At 34.7% G+C, this 18811-nt stretch carries 17 protein-coding genes, 1 pseudogene and 2 other annotated features; of the genes and pseudogenes, 15 read left to right on the top strand and 3 right to left on the bottom strand.

What is annotated here, in order from left to right; translation table 11 throughout:
* Positions 1-166 precede the first annotated feature (166 nt).
* Complete coding sequence (locus JFU20_RS05435) at positions 167-1120, top strand: D-alanyl-D-alanine carboxypeptidase family protein (RefSeq protein WP_002012343.1); 954 nt, start codon at positions 167-169, stop codon at positions 1118-1120.
* A gap of 248 nt (positions 1121-1368) precedes the next feature.
* Entirely contained in the window at positions 1369-1968 is a 600-nt protein-coding gene (locus JFU20_RS05430) for a nitroreductase family protein (RefSeq protein WP_002141347.1), read from the top strand.
* Positions 1969-2011: 43 nt separating this feature from the next.
* On the opposite strand, the pseudogene JFU20_RS05425 reads toward JFU20_RS05430, so the two are convergent.
* Positions 2012-2181, bottom strand: a pseudogene (locus JFU20_RS05425) (DNA mismatch repair protein MutT).
* A 716-nt stretch (positions 2182-2897) separates the two neighbouring features.
* Here JFU20_RS05425 and entFM point away from each other — a divergent pair.
* Positions 2898-4199: an enterotoxin EntFM gene (gene entFM / locus JFU20_RS05420; protein ID WP_201038417.1), complete on the top strand. Its 1302-nt coding sequence runs from the start codon at positions 2898-2900 to the stop codon at positions 4197-4199.
* A 167-nt stretch (positions 4200-4366) separates the two neighbouring features.
* On the opposite strand, the gene JFU20_RS05415 is transcribed toward entFM, so the two are convergent.
* Entirely contained in the window at positions 4367-5131 is a 765-nt protein-coding gene (locus JFU20_RS05415; RefSeq protein ID WP_002086164.1) for an alpha/beta fold hydrolase, read from the bottom strand.
* Between the two features lie 275 nt (positions 5132-5406).
* Between JFU20_RS05415 and JFU20_RS05410 the strand changes: the two genes are divergently transcribed.
* The 8 genes from JFU20_RS05410 (at position 5407) to JFU20_RS05375 (ending at position 13224) form a co-directional block, all read left to right on the top strand.
* The gene (locus JFU20_RS05410) at positions 5407-7167 is read left to right on the top strand and encodes an ABC transporter ATP-binding protein (RefSeq protein ID WP_002012349.1); all 1761 of its coding nucleotides are present in this window, start codon (positions 5407-5409) and stop codon (positions 7165-7167) included.
* A gap of 86 nt (positions 7168-7253) precedes the next feature.
* On the top strand, positions 7254-7931 hold the full coding sequence (hitR, locus tag JFU20_RS05405; protein ID WP_002012350.1) for an envelope stress response regulator transcription factor HitR: 678 nt from the start codon (positions 7254-7256) through the stop codon (positions 7929-7931).
* On the top strand, positions 7928-9001 hold the full coding sequence (hitS, locus tag JFU20_RS05400; RefSeq protein WP_002165950.1) for an envelope stress sensor histidine kinase HitS: 1074 nt from the start codon (positions 7928-7930) through the stop codon (positions 8999-9001). The genes hitR and hitS overlap by 4 nt, the downstream gene beginning before the upstream one ends.
* Positions 9002-9169: 168 nt before the next feature.
* Positions 9170-9889, top strand: coding sequence for a 3-ketoacyl-ACP reductase (locus JFU20_RS05395; RefSeq protein ID WP_002012353.1), 720 nt, complete (start codon positions 9170-9172; stop codon positions 9887-9889).
* Positions 9890-10038: 149 nt separating this feature from the next.
* On the top strand, positions 10039-10710 hold the full coding sequence (locus JFU20_RS05390) for an O-methyltransferase (RefSeq protein ID WP_002012354.1): 672 nt from the start codon (positions 10039-10041) through the stop codon (positions 10708-10710).
* A gap of 133 nt (positions 10711-10843) precedes the next feature.
* The gene (locus JFU20_RS05385) at positions 10844-11722 is read left to right on the top strand and encodes an aminoglycoside 6-adenylyltransferase (RefSeq protein WP_002012355.1); all 879 of its coding nucleotides are present in this window, start codon (positions 10844-10846) and stop codon (positions 11720-11722) included.
* A 262-nt stretch (positions 11723-11984) separates the two neighbouring features.
* Positions 11985-12815 carry a peptidoglycan-N-acetylglucosamine deacetylase gene (locus tag JFU20_RS05380; protein ID WP_002012357.1) on the top strand — a complete coding sequence of 277 codons (831 nt, stop codon included), beginning with the start codon at positions 11985-11987 and terminating at the stop codon, positions 12813-12815.
* A gap of 70 nt (positions 12816-12885) precedes the next feature.
* Complete coding sequence (locus tag JFU20_RS05375) at positions 12886-13224, top strand: SdpI family protein (protein WP_002012358.1); 339 nt, start codon at positions 12886-12888, stop codon at positions 13222-13224.
* Positions 13225-13268: 44 nt separating this feature from the next.
* Here JFU20_RS05375 and JFU20_RS05370 read toward each other — a convergent pair whose 3' ends face one another.
* Positions 13269-13877, bottom strand: a complete 609-nt coding sequence (locus JFU20_RS05370; protein ID WP_201038416.1) for an NUDIX hydrolase — start codon at positions 13875-13877, stop codon at positions 13269-13271.
* Positions 13878-13958: 81 nt separating this feature from the next.
* Here JFU20_RS05370 and JFU20_RS05365 point away from each other — a divergent pair, with 81 nt between their 5' ends.
* From JFU20_RS05365 to thrB, 4 genes are all read left to right on the top strand, one after another.
* On the top strand, positions 13959-14597 hold the full coding sequence (locus tag JFU20_RS05365; RefSeq protein WP_002012360.1) for a pyridoxamine 5'-phosphate oxidase family protein: 639 nt from the start codon (positions 13959-13961) through the stop codon (positions 14595-14597).
* A 236-nt stretch (positions 14598-14833) separates the two neighbouring features.
* Positions 14834-15065, top strand: a binding site (T-box leader).
* 116 nt (positions 15066-15181) lie between these two features.
* Positions 15182-15413, top strand: a binding site (T-box leader).
* Positions 15414-15568: 155 nt separating this feature from the next.
* Positions 15569-16864 carry a homoserine dehydrogenase gene (locus tag JFU20_RS05360; RefSeq protein WP_002012361.1) on the top strand — a complete coding sequence of 432 codons (1296 nt, stop codon included), beginning with the start codon at positions 15569-15571 and terminating at the stop codon, positions 16862-16864.
* Positions 16857-17915 carry a threonine synthase gene (gene thrC / locus JFU20_RS05355; RefSeq protein ID WP_201038415.1) on the top strand — a complete coding sequence of 353 codons (1059 nt, stop codon included), beginning with the start codon at positions 16857-16859 and terminating at the stop codon, positions 17913-17915. The genes JFU20_RS05360 and thrC overlap by 8 nt, the downstream gene beginning before the upstream one ends.
* Positions 17912-18805, top strand: coding sequence for a homoserine kinase (gene thrB, locus JFU20_RS05350; RefSeq protein ID WP_002165948.1), 894 nt, complete (start codon positions 17912-17914; stop codon positions 18803-18805). Before thrC ends, thrB begins: the two co-directional genes overlap by 4 nt.
* Positions 18806-18811 lie beyond the last annotated feature (6 nt).

Below are 18811 nucleotides of genomic sequence, written 5' to 3'. Positions count from 1 at the left end.
ATTCTTATATTTCGTTATTTTTAGTGTAACACATATGAAAAAGAGAATGAGGTTGAAATTATAATTGCTGTAGATGAATAAATATACTTTTTACCTTGACGATATAAAGTAATTGTTGTTATGGTTAAACATGAGTGTATAAAAGGTTTGCTAAAGGAGTTTTAGAATGAAGCGGTTAAAATGGGGAAGATTAACAATCCTATTAGTAGTAATTCTGGGTATATGTTGGTTCTTTTTCCAAGGAGTTCAAAAGAGTGAAACAAAAGTAGATACTCAGCCTTTACAAGTGGCAGAGCTACCTAAAACAGGGCTATCTGAAAAAGTAGTTCCACCAAAATATATACCACCAGAAATTGATGCAAAAGCAGCTATTATTATCGATGCGAGTAATGGAGAAGTTATTTATCAAAATAATGAAAATGAAGCTGTTGCCCCTGCTAGTATGTCAAAAATGATGACAGCATATCTCGTTTTAGAGAGTATACATAATGGGAAAGTCCACTGGGAAGATCCAGTGAAAATAAGTGCGAAGTCGGCACAAACAGAGGGTGCAAAAATCCCGATGCAAGCAAATGATACATTAACTGTTAAGGACTTATATCATGCGTTAATGATTGAATCGGCTAATAATTCGGCTGTCGCTTTAGCGGAACATGTAGCTAAGACAGAAAAAAACTTTGTTCAACTTATGAATGAAAAAGCAAAGCAGTTAGAAATGTCAGATAAAGCTAAATTCGCGAATGCTTCCGGATTGCAGGAGCCCGACGGAAGTGAAACAAAAATGACAGCAGCTGACGTAGCAAAATTAGCGTATCATCTTATAAAAGACTATCCAGAGATATTAGAAGTGACTCACTTACGTCAAAGTCAGTTAGCATTTAATAATGTTAATGTTACAAGCACAAATGAGATGTTAAACAAAAATAATAAAGCTTTATATATAGAAGGAATAGACGGATTAAAAACAGGATTTACAGATAGCGCAGGGTATTGTTTTACAGGTACTGCAAAACAAGGTGATAATCGCATTATTACAGTTGTTATGGGGACAAAAAGTAAAACAAAACGTTTTACAGAAACAAATAAATTAATGTCCTATGCATTTCAATTGCTTAATTAGGTGAAGAAAGAAGTAATTTAGATTGTTATAAAAATAAGACAGACAGTTTATTGAACCTTGATTTTGGTGACAATAAACTGTTTTTTTATTTTTTGACGTATAGGAAGTGAAAACTCAAGTGATATCATTTGAGTTTGTTTTTGTTTGTTGATATTATTAAGTTGAGAACTTATTAATAATAAGTTCGAGAGGCATTATATGCTTCGTACATATGATACTGCCTCAAATGAAAATTGGAGGGAATTGTAATGGCAAAAGATTTTTACTCAGCAATTGAAGACAGAAGATCTATTTACGCGATTAGTAAAGAGCAAGTAGTTTCTGATGAAAGAATTCAAGAAGTGATTTATCATGCTGTGAAACATACACCTTCGGCTTTTAATTCTCAAAGTGCAAGAGTTGTTGTATTACTAGGTGAACAACACGACAAATTATGGAATGTTACGAAAGAAACGTTACGAAAAATTGTGCCTGAAAATAATTTTGCACCTACTGAAGAGAAAATGAATGCATTTAAAAGTGGCTATGGAACAGTTTTGTATTTCGAAGATAGTAAAGTAGTAGAAAGTTTGCAAGAGAACTTTGCACTATATAAAGATAATTTTCCTACATGGTCTCAGCAATCTTCTGGAATGTTGCAATTTGCGATTTGGACAGCATTAGAGATTGAAGGTTTTGGTGCTACACTACAGCATTATAATCCGTTGATTGATGAGGAAGTAAAAAAAGAATGGGATGTACCTGAAAACTGGAAGTTAACTGCGCAAATGCCATTTGGTAAACCGGTAGTTTCGGCAGGAGATAAAGAATATCAGCCATTAGAAACTCGTGTGAAAATTTACAAATAAAATAAAAAATAAAAGGTGAACAGAGATATAATCTGTTCACCTTTTATAAGTAGTAAGGATTTTTTTGTAGGAATTTTTCATCTGATTTTTTAATTTGTTTTTACGTGTTTCAATAGTTGATACTTTTTGTAATGTTATAATTGAAACGAATTGAAAAAAAGCATAGTACAGTTCTATATTTTTATTTATAGGATCATCTATTATGTTTTTCATAAATATATCTCCTTTTTTTATCTCACTATTTGCGGGCAGTAAGGCTTCCATATCAAAATTCAATGATACGTATAGAATACCGACCTGTAAAAGTTCGATTGGTTTCAGTGTGGGGTGAATAAAATTTGTATGGATTAAAATCCTACTTTATATATGATAATATAAATACCCTGAAAATTCCATGGATAGTGAAAAATAGATAGTGGAATGTGCATTTTCGTCAAATTAGAACAGAATTTTTGGAGTTAAATCTTACAAATCGTCAAATCTTTTAAAAACGATGGATAATATCAAAAATAGTTTTCTGAAAATATTATACTATTGATAAAAAAACATTTTTTGTCATGATAAGAGTATGCTTCATGGAAGGGACTTTACTAGAAAATACATTCTTTGCATTGTATTAGATTAATAGAGTTTTTTAAAGTGGATAGCAAAAGAAAAATATATATTAAGATAATGAATGGAATGTCGAATTTTCAATGAAATACATAAGAAATTTGAAAAAAGCATTGCAAAAACACACTGTTTAATGATAAAGTTCACATGAAGTTCACACTAAATTCACTTCAATCGTTTAAAATAAACGATGTGTGAAAAATAAAACTCTTGCTAAAAAATGGAACTGGATGAATATTTTACTTTGATAATATTGTAAAGTACTAAGTTTATAGTTTTCTCAAGAGGATAGTAGGGAAAGGAAGTAAAGACAACTTATGAAAAAAGTAATCGCAGGTTTAGCAGCAGCATCTGTAGTAGGTGTAGCAGTTCCTGGAATGGATTCTGCTCATGCACAAGTTTCAAATGATGCGCTAAAAGAAATTAATGGACAAACTCAAACTCAAACTCAAACGACTGTAACTGAAACAAAAACGGTAGAAACAACTTCTGAATTAAAATACACAGTAACAGCTGATGTATTAAATGTACGTTCAGGTGCTGGTACAGGACATAACGTTATTTCTAAAGTGAAATCAGGTCAAGTACTTCAAGTAATTGGACAAGAAAACGGTTGGTTCAAAGTTAGTGTAAATGGTCAAACAGGTTATGTAAGTGGGGACTTCGTAACAACTGGTGGCAATAAAGGAACTACTACTACTGTTCAGCAAGGAACAGGTACTTACACAGTAAACGTTTCTTCATTAAACGTACGTACAGGCCCAAGTGCATCTCATACTGTTTTAGGTTCTGTAAATAAAGGAAAAACAGTTCAAGTTGTAGGTGAAGTTCAAGATTGGTTTAAAATTAACTTCAATGGTGGAACTGGATACGTAAGCAAAGACTTCGTAACAAAAGGTGGTTCAGCTGTATCTAACGAAACTCAGCAACCAACTACAAACAACAACAACAACAATACTACTACAGTTCAAACTGGTGGATCTTATGTTGTTAACACAGGTGCTTTAAAAGTACGTACAGGTCCAGCTACATATAACCCTGTAATTGGTGGGGTAACAAATGGTACAGTATTAAACGTTACTGGCGCTGAAAATGGTTGGTATAAAATTAACCATAATGGCCGCACTGGTTACGTAAGTGCAGACTTTGTTAAGTTTGTAAAAGGCGGAGTGAATAATGTAGTTACTGGTGGTAACCAAGGTACGAACCAAGGTACGAACCAAGTACAAAAACCAACAGCACCAACAGGTGGAGATACATCTTCAATCGCTGGATTCGCTAGATCTTTAAATGGTTCACCATACAGAACTGCTGGTACAACACCTGCTGGTTTTGACTGCAGTGGATTCATTCACTACGTATTAAATCAAACTGGTCATAAAGGCGCTCGTCAAACAGTTGCTGGATACTGGAGCTCTAAAACAAAGACTAACAGTCCACAACCAGGTGATTTAGTATACTTCCAAAATACTTATAAATCAGGTCCTTCTCACATGGGCGTTTACTTAGGTAATGGACAGTTCATCAGTGCAGAAACTGACGCAACTGGTGTACGCATTAGCTCTGTAAGCAACTCTTACTGGAGTAAGCACCTATTAGGTTACACAAAAGCATACTAAGAAAAAGTATTTTATATACTTTTCGTATAGAGAAAAGGCTTTCCAGGGAAACTTGGGAAGCCTTTTTCATAGTTGGATAAACTAACAGTATAGTAGTATTTATCCTGCTATTTGCGGGATAATAATCAGCGGGTGATGGACAAATCCCCGCTGATTAAAGTTTCACTTTATGTCAATTTCCCATGCAAAAACTTAGCATATAAATCATGAAAATAGTTTGGACGGAATAAGTTTGCTGCATGACCTGCTAATGGAATTTCTTTATATAAAACGTTAGGAAGAATGGACTTCAAATCAAAGAGACAAGATTTATAGAGATGATCATGTTCTCCCATCACCCATAATATAGGATGGGGAAGTGCTTTTAATTTAGATTTTAAGTCGAATTCTAAGCGGTGTCGTAATGACTCAGCAATAATGGACGAGTGTAATTGTAATCCGAAACGGTAATAAATATTTCGTGAAATAACAGCGAACGGATTTGCCCTTAGTATTCCACTTGGAAAAATAGTACTAGCATACTGAGAAAGCCAAGATGAATATTCATCACCACGTTTTTCCCAAAATTTCTGAAAAACATTATATAAACGGGAAGGGTTATTATAATGTCCACCAATATGACAAATACTCAATACTTTTTCTGGATGCATTTGTGCAAATGTCGTAGAGATATAACAGCCATAGCTTAGAGCACAAATATGAGCCTTTTTAATTCCCTCTTTTTCATACAAGTTCAATAATTGATCTACGAGGCGCTGTATTGAAAAGTCGATAGCTTCTCCTTTATCGTCGCCGTGACCTAATAAATCATAAGTTATAATGTTGTAGGAGGCAGAAAATCGTTTATGCTCTTTTTTGAAGGCGCGGCGATTTCCAACTAATCCATGAATAAAAATGATTGTTTCCTTTTCGGAATGTTTATTTGTTTGCAAAAAGGATACTCCTTTCAATGCTGGAGATTTATATAGTGTTTTAAATTAGCTAATTGATAAAATTAGTTATATATTTTCTATGCGTAGTCTATAATTTACATAGAATAATAATAAGTACCAGGTAATAATATCAGATATTTATACTTGTTGTAAAGATGAGTTTATATGTATATTTTGTAAAATTAGAAAAAAGTGTGTTTACATTCAGTTTACATTTATAGCGTATTCTAGTTTTAGAAAGAATAGTTTTGTTTATAACGAGGAGATGAACGACAATGGAAGTTAGGGATACAGAAAAGAAAAAAGGGAATTGGAGGCAGTTTTTACGTCTCATTCAAGATACAAATCCACCGAAAGGCATTCTTATTTTTGCATTAATAATGAGCTTACTTTCTACTGGAGCGAGTTTGTTTATTCCAATGCTGACAAAAGGTTTAGTTGATAATTTTTCACTTTCTTCAATTAGTACGGGACAAATTGTTGGATTAATTGCATTCTTTATTATTCAAACAATTGCTGCAGGATTGTCAATTTATTTACTGAATTATATTGGACAAAAAATTGTAGCTGGACTTAGAGAACGATTGTGGAAAAAGGTACTTATTTTACCAGTGTCTTATTATGATCAAAACAGAACGGGAGATACAATTAGTCGTATGACAAATGATACAGGTGTTGTTAAAACATTAATTTCTGAGCATTTGTCAAACTTATTAACAGGCGGTATCTCAATTATTGGGTCATTAATTGTATTATTTGTTTTAGACTGGAAAATGACAATTTTACTTTTAACGGTTATTCCATTATCGGTACTAATTTTAGTTCCACTTGGACGGAAAATGTATAAGATTTCAAAAGCACTTCAAGATGAAACGGCTTCTTTTACTAGTGTATTAACACAAGTACTATCAGAAATTCGTTTAGTAAAATCTTCAAATACGGAAAAAAAAGAATATGAAACAGGTAATATCGGTATCCAAAAATTATTGCAATTTGGTTTGAAAGAAGGAAAAGTGCAAGCATTAATTTCACCTGTTATGTCGTTTGTTTTAATGGCATTGCTTGTTATTATCGTAGGGTATGGTGGAATGCGAGTTTCTAGTGGTGCATTAACAACAGGTGAACTTGTAGCATTTATTTTGTATTTAGTTCAAATTATTATGCCGATGAGTCAGTTATCTATGTTCTTTACTCAGTTCCAAAAAGCAATTGGTGCAACCGAAAGAATTAATACGATTTTAGAATATGAAGTAGAAGATCATGAAACAGGTATGAACGTTACAAATGCGAAGCAGCCGATCGTTATTGAAAATGTACATTTTGAGTATAACGAAGAAGAGAAAATCTTGAAAAATATCGACTTCACGATTGAATCTGGAAAAGTAACGGCGATTGTAGGACCAAGTGGTAGCGGAAAAACAACTTTATTCTCGCTGTTAGAACGTTTTTATGAGCCAACTAGTGGTTTCATAAAATTAGGGAAAGAACCAATTACAGCATATTCATTACAATCATGGCGACGTCAAATTGGTTACGTTTCACAAGATAGTCCGTTAATTGATGGAACGATTCGTGATAATATTTGTTACGGTGTTGAGGGTGAAGTGACGGATGAAGAAATTGAAAAAGTAGCAGCGATGGCGTATGTTGATGCGTTTATTCATGATTTACCAAGTGGATACGCAACAGAAGTTGGAGAGCGTGGTGTGAAGCTTTCTGGAGGGCAAAGACAACGAATTGCGATTGCTCGAGCGTTACTACGAAATCCGCAAATCCTTATGTTAGATGAAGCGACTTCAAGTCTTGATAGTAAATCGGAATCGGTTGTTCAGAAGGCGTTAAATAACTTAATGAAAGGTAGAACAACTTTAGTTATTGCGCATAGACTTTCTACTGTTGTAGATGCAGATAAAATTATCTTTATTGAAAAAGGGAATCTTACAGGAAGTGGCTCACATGATGAGTTATTACGGACACATGACATGTACCGTGAATTTGCAATGCAACAATTGAAAATTAAAGAAGGAGCATTATAGAATGAAAACAATCAGTGAAGGGGTACTTCACTGATTGTTGATTTTAGAGTGCTAAAAAGTATGTTAAGCAGAAAGGATATGATTCCTTGATACCCAAAATTTTAATTGTAGATGATGATCCGCACATTAGAGAACTTGTTTCTGTATTTTTGGAACGAGAAGGTTTTCAAACATATGAGGCCGTTGATGGATTAGATGCTCTTCGAAAAATAGAAGAAGTGAAAGTCGATATGGCGATTCTTGATATTATGATGCCAAATATGGATGGGTTTGATTTATGTTACGAATTAAGAAAATACTATGATATCCCAATTCTTATGCTGACTGCTAAAGGTGAAACATCTCAAAAAGTAAAAGGATTTCACCTCGGAACAGATGATTATCTTGTAAAACCATTTGATCCTTTAGAATTAGTTGTGAGAGTGAAGGCATTATTGAAACGTTACCAAATTACAGTATCGCAATCTATTCAAGTTGGGAATGTACTGTTAAATCGTAAAACATTTGAAGTTAACGTTGGAGAACAAACGGTGACGCTGCCGCTAAAAGAATTTGAGTTGCTCTTTACATTAGGATCTAAAGCGGGAAGAACTTGTTCAAGAGAGCAATTAATAGAAGACGTATGGGGATATGATTTTGAAGGGAATGAACGCACGCTAGACGTTCATATTAATCGGTTGCGTGAAAAGTTTCAAGAAGAGCTATCAAAGTTTAGTATAAGGACGATAAGGGGCTTAGGGTATCGCTTAGAGGTAAGTAAATGAGAAAAAGAGAAAGAATGAGTAAGATGAAGATGTTAAAAGTAATAGGGGCGATAGTAGCGCTCTTTGCTTTTCTTACTATAATTTGGTCAATAGCCTTTTTTGTATCGTCTAGTGTAATGAAAGCTTTTGAAATAAACGTATCGCCTTTTATTAGTTTTCTAATTAGTGATATGGTCGGCTTTGTTTTTATCGTTCTTATTTGGACATTAATCGGAATTTTAATGAGACCGAAGCGAGAGGCGATGATTTGGACGATCATTGAACCGATACAAAAAATTGCAAAAGGGGACTTCTCTGTAAAAATACGGAATGAAGAAAAGTATGATGGCGAAATTGGTGTGCTTGTAAAAAGTATTAACGATATGACGGATGAACTTAATGCAATGGAGAAAATGAGACAAGAATTTGTATCGAATGTTTCTCATGAAATACAGTCGCCATTAACATCTATTAAGGGATTTGCTCGAGCGCTACAAGATGATAATCTACCAGTTGAAAAAAGAAAACATTATCTTACTATTATTGAAACTGAAACAACGCGATTATCTAAATTGAGTCAAAATTTATTGAAGCTAACACTTTTAGAGTCAGAGGAATACTCACCAGAAAGAGCTACTTATCGATTAGATCAACAGTTGAAACAAATTGTTTTAAATAGTGAGCCTCTTTGGGATGAAAAAGGACTTGAGTTAGATCTTGATATGGATAAAGTGTGTGTTACTGCAGACAAAGAAAGTATGAGCCAAGTATGGATTAATTTAATTCATAACAGTATTAAATTCACACCAAATGGTGGCACGATTACAATTCATTTAAAAGAACATAAGGAATTCCTGGAAGTAAGTATTCATGATACGGGAATTGGTATATCAGAAGAACAGAAGCAACATATTTTTGAGCGTTTTTATAAAGCGGATTCTTCACGAAACCGTGCTTATGGAGGAAGTGGATTAGGTCTAGCAATTGTAAAAAAAGTACTCGACCTTCATCAAGGAAAAATAAAAGTTGAGAGTGTGGAAGGAAATGGTACAGAATTTATTGTGCGTATTCCAAATCATGAAGAAAAATAGTGTTAGGAGGAGGCCTTCTAACACTATTTTTCTTTAAAAATGCATTTACCATTACTATAGTTACCTATAAGTAACCTACGCACATAAAAGTGCATCATTGCCTTTTTGCATAAACATAGATACACTTTTAATATAATAAACAACTGAGAAGATTAAGGAGTGTTACACTTGGCAGAATTATTACAAGGAAAAAATGCTTTAATTACAGGAGCAGGTAGAGGGATTGGTCGCGCTGTAGCGATCGCATTAGCGAAAGAAGGCGTAAATGTTGGTCTTTTAGCTCGTTCAGAAGAAAACTTAAAAGCAGTTGCGAAAGAAGTAGAAGCAGAAGGTGTAAAAGCTGTTATTGCGACTGCTGACGTATCTTCATATGAAGAGGTAACTACTGCAATTGAAACATTAAAAAACGGTTTAGGATCTATCGATATTTTAATTAATAACGCTGGTATTTCTAAATTCGGTAAGTTTTTAGAATTAGAAGTTGCTGATTGGGAAAAAATCATTCAAGTAAACTTAATGGGTGTATACTATGCAACTCGTGCAGCTTTACCAAGTATGATTGAACAACAATCTGGTGATATTATTAATATTTCATCTACAGCAGGACAAAAAGGTGCACCTGTAACAAGTGCATATAGTGCTTCTAAATTTGGTGTTCTTGGTTTAACAGAATCGTTAGCGATGGAAGTTCGTAAACATAATATCCGTGTAACAGCTTTAACACCAAGTACAGTAGCAACTGACATGGCTGTAGACTTAGGATTAACTGATGGAAACCCTGATAAAGTAATGCAAGCGGAAGATATTGCAGAGTTTATCGTAGCGCAGCTGAAATTAAATAAACGTACATTTATTAAATCAGCAGGACTTTGGTCTACTAATCCGTAAGGGATAAATATAAAATACAAAGAAGGGACATCTATTCTGTAATGGAGTGGGTGTCCCTTCTTTATTTTTTGTGTATGAAACGGAATTTTCGGTATAATTAAATGTGAATGGTAGAGAAGTATTAAAAACTTTAAGGGGATGGTATTTACATGAGTACGATTGAGAAATGGACGGCTGTGGATCAATTTATGAGTGATGTATTAATACCGAAAGATTCTATATTAGAAGAAGTTCTTCAAGCAAATGCTTCAGCTAATTTGCCGGCACATGATGTATCGCCAACGCAAGGGAAGTTTTTACAACTATTAGTACAAATCCAAGGAGCTCATAACATTTTAGAAATTGGTACTCTAGGCGGATATAGTACAATATGGCTTGCAAGAGTATTGCCATCTGGAGGGCGAATTGTTACATTAGAAGCAAGTGAAAAGCATGCTGAAATTGCACGGAGCAATATTGAGCGTGCCAATTTGAATGATAAAATTGAAATACGATTAGGATTAGCGTTAGATTCTTTAAAACAAATAGAAAATGAGAAGTATGAACCATTTGATTTTATTTTCATAGATGCGGATAAACAAAATAACCCTGCTTATTTTGAATGGGCACTGAAACTATCACGCCCTGGTACTGTAATTATTGGGGATAACGTAGTACGTGAAGGTGAAGTTATTGACAATACTAGTAGCGATCCTCGTGTACAAGGGATACGCCATTTCTATGAGCTAATAGCTGCTGAGCCGCGTGTAAGTGCTACTGCGCTTCAAACTGTAGGAAGTAAAGGGTACGATGGGTTTGTAATGGCAGTCGTAACAGAGTAATGTAAGGAGGAAAAAGGGATGAAAAAGAAGTTTCAAAAATTATAACGTGTATCTTGTACAACGAATTTAGCTCGTGGACCTCCAGTTTACATAGCTTTATATTATATATTAAAAAATTGGAGGCTATAAGAAGATGAGAACTGAAAAAGAAATGTTAGACTTAATTATAAATACAGCAAAAGAGGATGAAAGAATTCGAGCTGTCATCATGAATGGGTCACGTGTGAATCCAAATGTGAAAAAAGATTGTTTTCAAGACTATGATATTATTTATGTTGTAAAAGATATACAATCTTTTACGTGTAATCATAGTTGGATTAATAGATTTGGAGAAATAATGATTGTGCAAATGCCGGAAGAAATGTCGTTACTTCCAGCTGATAAAGACGGGAAATTTCCGTATTTAATGCAGTTCATGGATGGGAATCGAATTGATTTAATGCTAGTTCCAGTTGATTTAATAAATAAATTTATTGGACAGGATAGTTTAAGTAAATTACTACTGGATAAAGACAATTGTATTGGAGAATTTCCGCCAGCAAGTGATAAAGATTACGTTATAAAAAATCCTACAGAAAAAGAGTTTTTGGATTGCTGTAATGAATTTTGGTGGTGCAGTACAAATGTAGGAAAAGGATTGTGGCGCGAGGAACTTTCTTATGCGAAAGGAATGCTTGAAGGCCCAATGCGTGATATGTTAATCGTAATGCTAGAATGGCATATTGGTATGAAAACAAATTTTACAGTTAATACTGGGAAGTTTGGAAAGTATTTTGAGCAATATTTTGAAAAAAATATGTGGGAGCAATTTAAAAGGACCTTTTCAAATGCAGAATATGAAAATATATGGGAGTCATTCTTTGTAACGGGTGATTTATTTAGGGAAGTTGCGAACGAAATTGCTAACACATATGGATATCAATACCCGCAAGATGATGATGACAAAGTGACAAGCTATTTAAAACATGTGAAAGTTTTGCCGAAAGATAGTACATCGATTTATCCCGCATAAACGGGTAGTAAAACCCCCACCTCAAAATCCAGCGAATGCAAGGAAGTTAGGTGGGGGATAACTGCCCGTTTATGCGGGATTGGTTCAACTAATAATCAGTGGGGAATGGACAAAACCCCCACTGATTAAAGTTGCACTTTATTAATTGTATAAAGCAGTAAGACTGTCCTAATTACGGACAGTCTTATTTTTGTTCATGAATAAGAATTTCTCTAACAAAGTGCAGATGAATCACATATGAAATTTTAGGGAGGTTTTTATCATGTATTATTTTTATGCGCCAGAAATGTTCGTTCCATTTCCTTTGGGGCTAGAACGCAATATTTCGTATGCTTATATGCCATATCATTCATTTTATTATGGAGACTATGTAAACGCGATGCCATACGCATTACATGTTCCTCAAAATTATGAAGCCCAAATAAAAGAAGAGGATCGAGGGTCATGGACGCCATTTACATGGGTTGAAAAATATGCGTATGCATTTTCAGGACCATACAATAAAGCGGAAGTAGCTCTTACATTTGATGATGGACCAGATTTAGTATTTACGCCAAAAATTTTAGATAAGTTAAAACAATATAATGTAAAAGCTACTTTTTTCTTACTTGGTGAAAATGCAGAAAAGTTTCCGAATGTAGTAAAGCGTATCGCGAATGAAGGGCATGTAATTGGTAACCATACGTATAGTCATCCGAATTTAGCGAAAGTAAATGAGGCAGAATACCGTAATCAAATTATAAAAACGGAAGAAATATTAAATCATTTAGCTGGTTATGCACCGAAGTTTATACGTCCACCATACGGTGAAATACTTGAAAATCAATTGAAGTGGGCGACAGAGCAAAATTTTATGATTGTACAGTGGAGTGTTGATACAGTTGATTGGAAAGGGGTAAGTGCTGATACGATTACAAATAATGTGTTAGGGAATTCATTTCCAGGAAGTGTCATACTTCAACATTCGACTCCAGGTGGACATTTGCAAGGATCTGTCGATGCACTAGACAAAATCATTCCGCAGTTAAAAACGAAAGGGGCACGTTTTGTAACACTTCCAAGTATGTTCCAGACATCTAAAGAGAGAAAATGAAAATGTTAATAATTAGGATTTTAAGAGTTGTATAGTATAATGAAGGTGTAAGTTAGGGGGGATATAATTGATGGATGCACTAGTAAACATAGGAATGAGCATATTGATTGGTATTATATTTATACTTGCGGCACTTATTCTTCAAAAAAATCCACCGACGGATATTAACGCAGCATATGGTTACCGTACGAAACGGTCTATGAAAAATAAGGAATTATGGGATGCAGGTAACAAGTATAGTGCAGAAGTGATGAAACAAAATGGATTCATTATGATGTTAATTGGAAGTGTTATTAGTATACTGTTTAGATATCCACATACAATGATAGCGATTATGATTGTTATGCTGTTGTTAATTATACGATTATTTATACGAGTAGAGAAAAAATTAAAGATACTTGAGCAATAAAAAAATAAGACTCCCGAATAAAGTAAGCTGGGAGTCCTATTTTTTTATAAACTATTTTTGTTTAGCAATTCTTGTCCTTGCACTATAACAAATTCATAGTATTCAAGATCATAAGGATAAATATCTTCAAATGTTATCGTTATCGGATTATTGTTTAAAACAGAATTAGTCGTTAAAGATGAAATCTCTCTTCTAAATAGTTGTAGAAAAGAAGTCGCATGTACTTTCATCACATCGTCTACTTCTTCACCTGGTGCAAATGGAAGTGGTTTTATTACATTGTGGAAATACATATGACAAAACTCACGATCAGTAAGGCTTGAAATTTCATAATCTATTTTATAGATTCCTTTGTATGTTAAATCATTCGTTTGGAAGGAAAGACCCAGTTCTTCCTCAATTTCACGTAGACCGCCAATTAGTACATCTTCATCATGCATAATATGTCCGGCGGATGTAATATCCCATATACCCGGAGCTTCTTTTTTATTATTAGAGCGTAATTGGAAATATAAGAACATATCCTCAGCATCTTTTTCTACAAACCAGCAATGAAATGTTTCGTGCCAATCACCGTCACGATGCACGTCATCACGTAATTTCTTTCCAAGTGTATTTCTTTCAGGATCAAATATTGTTAACCACTCTGTCATTTTAATTCCCCTTTCTGCAAATTTTATTATACAATTTTTGTATTGAATTTTGGGAAAATAAAGAAAAAGGAGTGATTATTAGTGAAGATAGAGAATAAGGAAATAAAATCAATAATTTCAACTGAGGAAGAATTACGACAAATATTGGGGCAACCAAGTGAACGGGCTTTGAAAAAAGTTATTTCATCACTTGATCACCATTGTGTAGATTTCCTGTCTAAATCGCCTTTTCTAGTATTATCTACTGCAAATAAATTCGGAGAGTGTGATGCTTCGCCGAGGGGAGACGCACCTGGATTTGTATATGTATTAAATGAAAATAAAATTATCATCCCAGAAAGACCGGGTAATCGTCGTATAGACTCTATTTTAAATATAATTTCAAATTCGCACGTAGGGTTAATCTTTTTTATTCCGGGTCTTGGGGAAACACTCCGAATAAACGGTAAAGCATATATTACGAACGATGAAGAAATTTTGAAAGAAATGCAGGCGAATGGACGCAATCCGTTACTTGGAATTGTTGTTGAAATAGAAGAATGCTATATTCATTGTGCAAAAGCTTTTATTCGTTCAAAAATGTGGGACCCAGAGTCATGGTTAAATAAAACAGAGCTACCTTCAGCACCAAAAATGTTAATGGAGCATGCGAAAGTGAATGCTTCAGAAGAGGAAGTTGCACGTTCTTTAGAAGAAAGTTATAGGGAAAGATTGTATTAAAAATTATTTTTTAAATATAGTGTTGAAGTATGAAACTCTAAACGTTTTAGAGTGAGACTTTAACTATGAATATTGTTAATTTGTATGTGATGAATATATGTGCAAGAGAATAAATCTGTATTAGATGATTTGTTATTTTAAAATATAATTATTCATATTCTTAAAAATTGTGAAGAAAAATAGGCTTGCTTTTTAAAAAGTTGATAACTATAATAAGTTAACAAATAGACATGAACGAAAAAGTAACGATAAGGACATGAGATGATTTTTACGGTTTACAGAGAGGGAAGACAAGGCTGTGAGCTTCCTAACACGAAAAATGATCTTACCACCTTTGAACTTCAATAGTGAACGAGTAATCTAGTAATTATTGACGGTATCAGCCGTTATCTGAACTTGAGCAATCTAGAAGAAAGTAAGTCTAGGTTGGAACAAGGGTGGAACCACGAAAACACATTCGTCCCTTTCCTAGGGATGAGTGTGTTTTTTTTATAGTTTTTAAGATTGAAAATTTAAAATAATTAAAAAATAGTATTGATTTTGTTTTTTATGCGAGTATAATGAGTTAACAAATAAACATGAGCGAAAAAGTAACGATAAGGACATGAGAACATTTTTACGGTTTACAGAGAGGGAGGCCAAGGCTGTGAGCTTCCTAACACGAGAAATGATCTTACCACCTTTGAACTTCAATAGTGAACGAGCAATCTAGTAATTATTGACGGTATCAGCCGTTATCTGAACTTGAGCAATCTAGAAGAAAGTAAGTATAGGTTGGAACAAGGGTGGAACCACGAAAACACATTCGTCCCTTTCCTAGGGATGAGTGTGTTTTTTTATTACTTTGAAAGGAGGTGCGGTAACATGAAACGATTAGTACGTACGGAAATAACCACCACCTGCATGATTAAAAAGCAGAGTAAGGTGATTCACAGGTGTAACAATTAAACTATTTAGGAGGAGATTAGAAAATGAATAATGTTATTAATGTTGGGGTATTAGGGTTAGGTACTGTCGGAAGTGGTGTTGTCCATATTTTGAAAGAACATTATAAAAAAATCACTCTTGATACAGGATATGAAGTAAAGGTAAAGACAGTCGTTGTACGTGATTTGGAAAAGGAACGTGATGTTTGCATTGATGGAATCGTAGTAACAAGTAATGTCGATGAAGTTCTAAATGATTCAAATATTGATATTGTAGTAGAGGTAATGGGAGGAATTGAAGAAGCGAAACAACATATTATGAAGGCTTTGCAAAGTAAGAAACATGTCGTAACAGCAAATAAAGATTTAATGGCCGTATACGGTGCGGAGCTTTTGCAACTGGCAAATAAAAATGAATGTGACCTATGTTACGAAGCGAGTGTAGCCGGTGGGATTCCAATATTAAGAGGATTATCAGACGGGCTAGCTTCAGATCAAATTGAAAAAATAATGGGAATCGTAAATGGAACAACAAATTACATGTTAACAAAGATGAGTCAAAATGGATGGTCGTATGAAGAGGCTTTACAGGAGGCACAAAAATTAGGTTTCGCAGAATCCGATCCAACAGCGGATGTAGATGGACTAGACGCTGCGAGAAAGGTAGCAATTCTTGCGAACTTAGGATTTTCGATGAATGTTTCTTTAGATGATGTTCAAGTTAGAGGTATTCGAAAGGTTGAAAAAGAAGATTTAGAGATGGCCGAAAAATTAGGATTTACTATGAAATTAATTGGTAAGGCTGAAAAACAAGGATCATCCATTCACTTAAGTGTAGAACCGACTTTATTACCAAGTCATCATCCGCTATCGAATGTGAATAATGAATTCAATGCGGTGTATGTTCACGGTCAAGCAGTAGGAGAAGTGATGTTTTACGGACCTGGAGCTGGGAAGTTACCAACTGGTTCTGCTGTAGTAAGTGACATCATTTCAATCGTTAAGAATATGAATCAAGTTCCGAAAAATAAAAGTGCGTTAAAAGAACCAGAACCGTATGAATTACAAGGAGATGAAGAAGTAGTTTCGAAATATTTCTTACGTATTTCATTACGAGATGAACCTGGAATGTTGCGTGAAATAACGGAATGTTTCGTTAATTATTCTGTGAGTTTAAAAGAGGTAATTCAATTACCGTTGAATCGTGAGCTTGCAGAAGTCGTTGTTGTGACGCATCGAACTTCAAAATATCAATTCGAACAAGTTTTAGGAGCGATAGAAGATGTCGCAAGTGAAATAAACAGTTACTACATTATTGAGGAGGAAAAACAATATGTATAAAGGACTATTAAAACAGTATGCTTCTTATTTACCAGTGAATGAAAACACACCTGATGTCAGCTTAATGGAAGGGAATACACCTCTGATTCCATTATTAAATATATCAAAGCAATTAGGAATTCAGTTATACGGGAAATATGAAGGAGCGAATCCAACAGGTTCTTTTAAAGACCGTGGCATGGTAATGGCAGTTGCAAAGGCGAAAGAAGAAGGGGCAGAGGCGATTATTTGTGCATCTACAGGTAATACATCGGCATCGGCTGCAGCTTACGCGGCACGCCTCGGAATGAAATGTATTATCGTAATACCAGAAGGAAAGATTGCGCATGGGAAATTAGCGCAAGCAGTTGCTTATGGAGCGGAGATTATTTCAATAGAAGGGAATTTCGATGATGCACTTAGAGCTGTAAGAAATATTGCTGCAGAAGAGCCGATTACATTAGTAAACTCAGTGAATCCTTATCGAATTGAAGGGCAAAAAACAGCAGCATTTGAAATTTGTGACCAGTTGCAAAACGCACCCGATGTTCTAGCTATCCCTGTTGGAAATGCTGGGAATATTACAGCATATTGGAAGGGATTCTGTGATTACGAGAAAGAAAAAGGCTATAAGAAACCAAGAATTCACGGCTTTGAAGCGGAAGGAGCGGCGGCAATTGTAAAAGGACATGTAATTGAGGCGCCTGAAACGATTGCAACAGCGATTCGCATCGGTAATCCGGCAAGTTGGTCGTATGCAGTAGAGGCGGCCGAACAGTCGAATGGTGAAATAGATATGGTGTCAGATGAGGAGATTTTAAATGCGTATAGATTGTTAGCAAAAACGGAAGGGGTTTTTGCAGAGCCAGGATCGAATGCTTCATTAGCGGGCGTAATTAAACATGTTCAATCTGGAAAAATCAAAAAAGGCGAAACAGTTGTTGCAGTTTTAACTGGAAATGGTTTAAAAGATCCTGATATCGCAATTTCTTCTAATAAATTTGATATTGCAAGTGTGTCAAATGATATAGAACAAATTAAAGATCATATTAAAGGGGTGATTATGTCGTGATACCACTAAGAGTTCGTGTTCCTGCTAGTACAGCGAATGTTGGACCAGGATTTGATTCTGTTGGAATAGCTTTGTCATTATATTTAGAAGTAAGTGTAAAGGGAGAAGCTGATAAGTGGCAAGTGATACATTCTTTTGACGATTCAATTCCAAAAGACGATAAAAATTTAATTGTTAGCACGGCATGTAAAGTATGTCCTTCTTTATCACCCCATATAATAGAAGTTACTAGTAATATTCCGCTGACAAGAGGGCTAGGAAGTAGCGCATCAGCGATTGTAGCAGGAATAGAGCTTGCGAATCAACTTGGAAATTTACATTTAACAACTGATCAAAAAGTTCAAATTGCTACAAATTTTGAAGGACATCCAGATAATGTCGCTGCTTCTATTCTAGGTGGAACTGTAATCGGAGCACTGGATGGAAAGAATGTTTCGGTTGTAAGGATTGAAAGTAAGGAATTAGGCGTAATTTCTCTTATTCCGAATGAAGAGCTAAATACGGAGGAAAGTCGATCTGTATTACCAGAGATGTTTCCGTTTCATGAAGCGGTTAAGGCTAGTGCGATAAGTAACGTATTAGTAGCTGCATTATGTCAAAAGAAGTGGGAAGTTGTAGGTGAAATGATGGAACGAGATCATTTCCACGAGCCATATCGTTTAGAACTTGTACCGTTATTACCATCAATTCGTAAATGTGCAAAGGAATTTGGAGCATATGGCACAGCGCTTAGTGGTGCGGGACCATCCATTTTTATTTTAACTCCGTATGAGAAGCGTCAAGAAATTGCTGACCAATTAGCGAGAGTATTTGCAGCTATGAAAGTATGTGAGCTTGAAATTGATCATAAAGGGATTACTGTAAATAAGGAAGAACATATTGGATTATAAAGAAAG

The organism is Bacillus sp. TH30 (genome assembly GCF_016650875.1).
Taxonomy (GTDB): Bacteria; Bacillota; Bacilli; order Bacillales; family Bacillaceae_G; genus Bacillus_A; species Bacillus_A mycoides.
This window is presented reverse-complemented; position numbering and strand designations above follow the sequence as displayed.

Bases quoted from the DNA above. Each gene is read 5' to 3' on its own strand.
- JFU20_RS05435 (WP_002012343.1), top strand. From the start codon at position 167: ATGAAGCGGTTAAAATGGGGAAGATTAACAATCCTATTAGTAGTAATT.
- JFU20_RS05430 (WP_002141347.1), top strand. From the start codon at position 1,369: ATGGCAAAAGATTTTTACTCAGCAATTGAAGACAGAAGATCTATTTAC.
- entFM (WP_201038417.1), top strand. From the start codon at position 2,898: ATGAAAAAAGTAATCGCAGGTTTAGCAGCAGCATCTGTAGTAGGTGTA.
- JFU20_RS05410 (WP_002012349.1), top strand. From the start codon at position 5,407: ATGGAAGTTAGGGATACAGAAAAGAAAAAAGGGAATTGGAGGCAGTTT.
- hitS (WP_002165950.1), top strand. From the start codon at position 7,928: ATGAGAAAAAGAGAAAGAATGAGTAAGATGAAGATGTTAAAAGTAATA.
- JFU20_RS05390 (WP_002012354.1), top strand. From the start codon at position 10,039: ATGAGTACGATTGAGAAATGGACGGCTGTGGATCAATTTATGAGTGAT.
- JFU20_RS05385 (WP_002012355.1), top strand. From the start codon at position 10,844: ATGAGAACTGAAAAAGAAATGTTAGACTTAATTATAAATACAGCAAAA.
- JFU20_RS05380 (WP_002012357.1), top strand. From the start codon at position 11,985: ATGTATTATTTTTATGCGCCAGAAATGTTCGTTCCATTTCCTTTGGGG.
- JFU20_RS05375 (WP_002012358.1), top strand. From the start codon at position 12,886: ATGGATGCACTAGTAAACATAGGAATGAGCATATTGATTGGTATTATA.
- JFU20_RS05370 (WP_201038416.1), bottom strand. From the start codon at position 13,877: ATGACAGAGTGGTTAACAATATTTGATCCTGAAAGAAATACACTTGGA.
- JFU20_RS05360 (WP_002012361.1), top strand. From the start codon at position 15,569: ATGAATAATGTTATTAATGTTGGGGTATTAGGGTTAGGTACTGTCGGA.
- thrC (WP_201038415.1), top strand. From the start codon at position 16,857: ATGTATAAAGGACTATTAAAACAGTATGCTTCTTATTTACCAGTGAAT.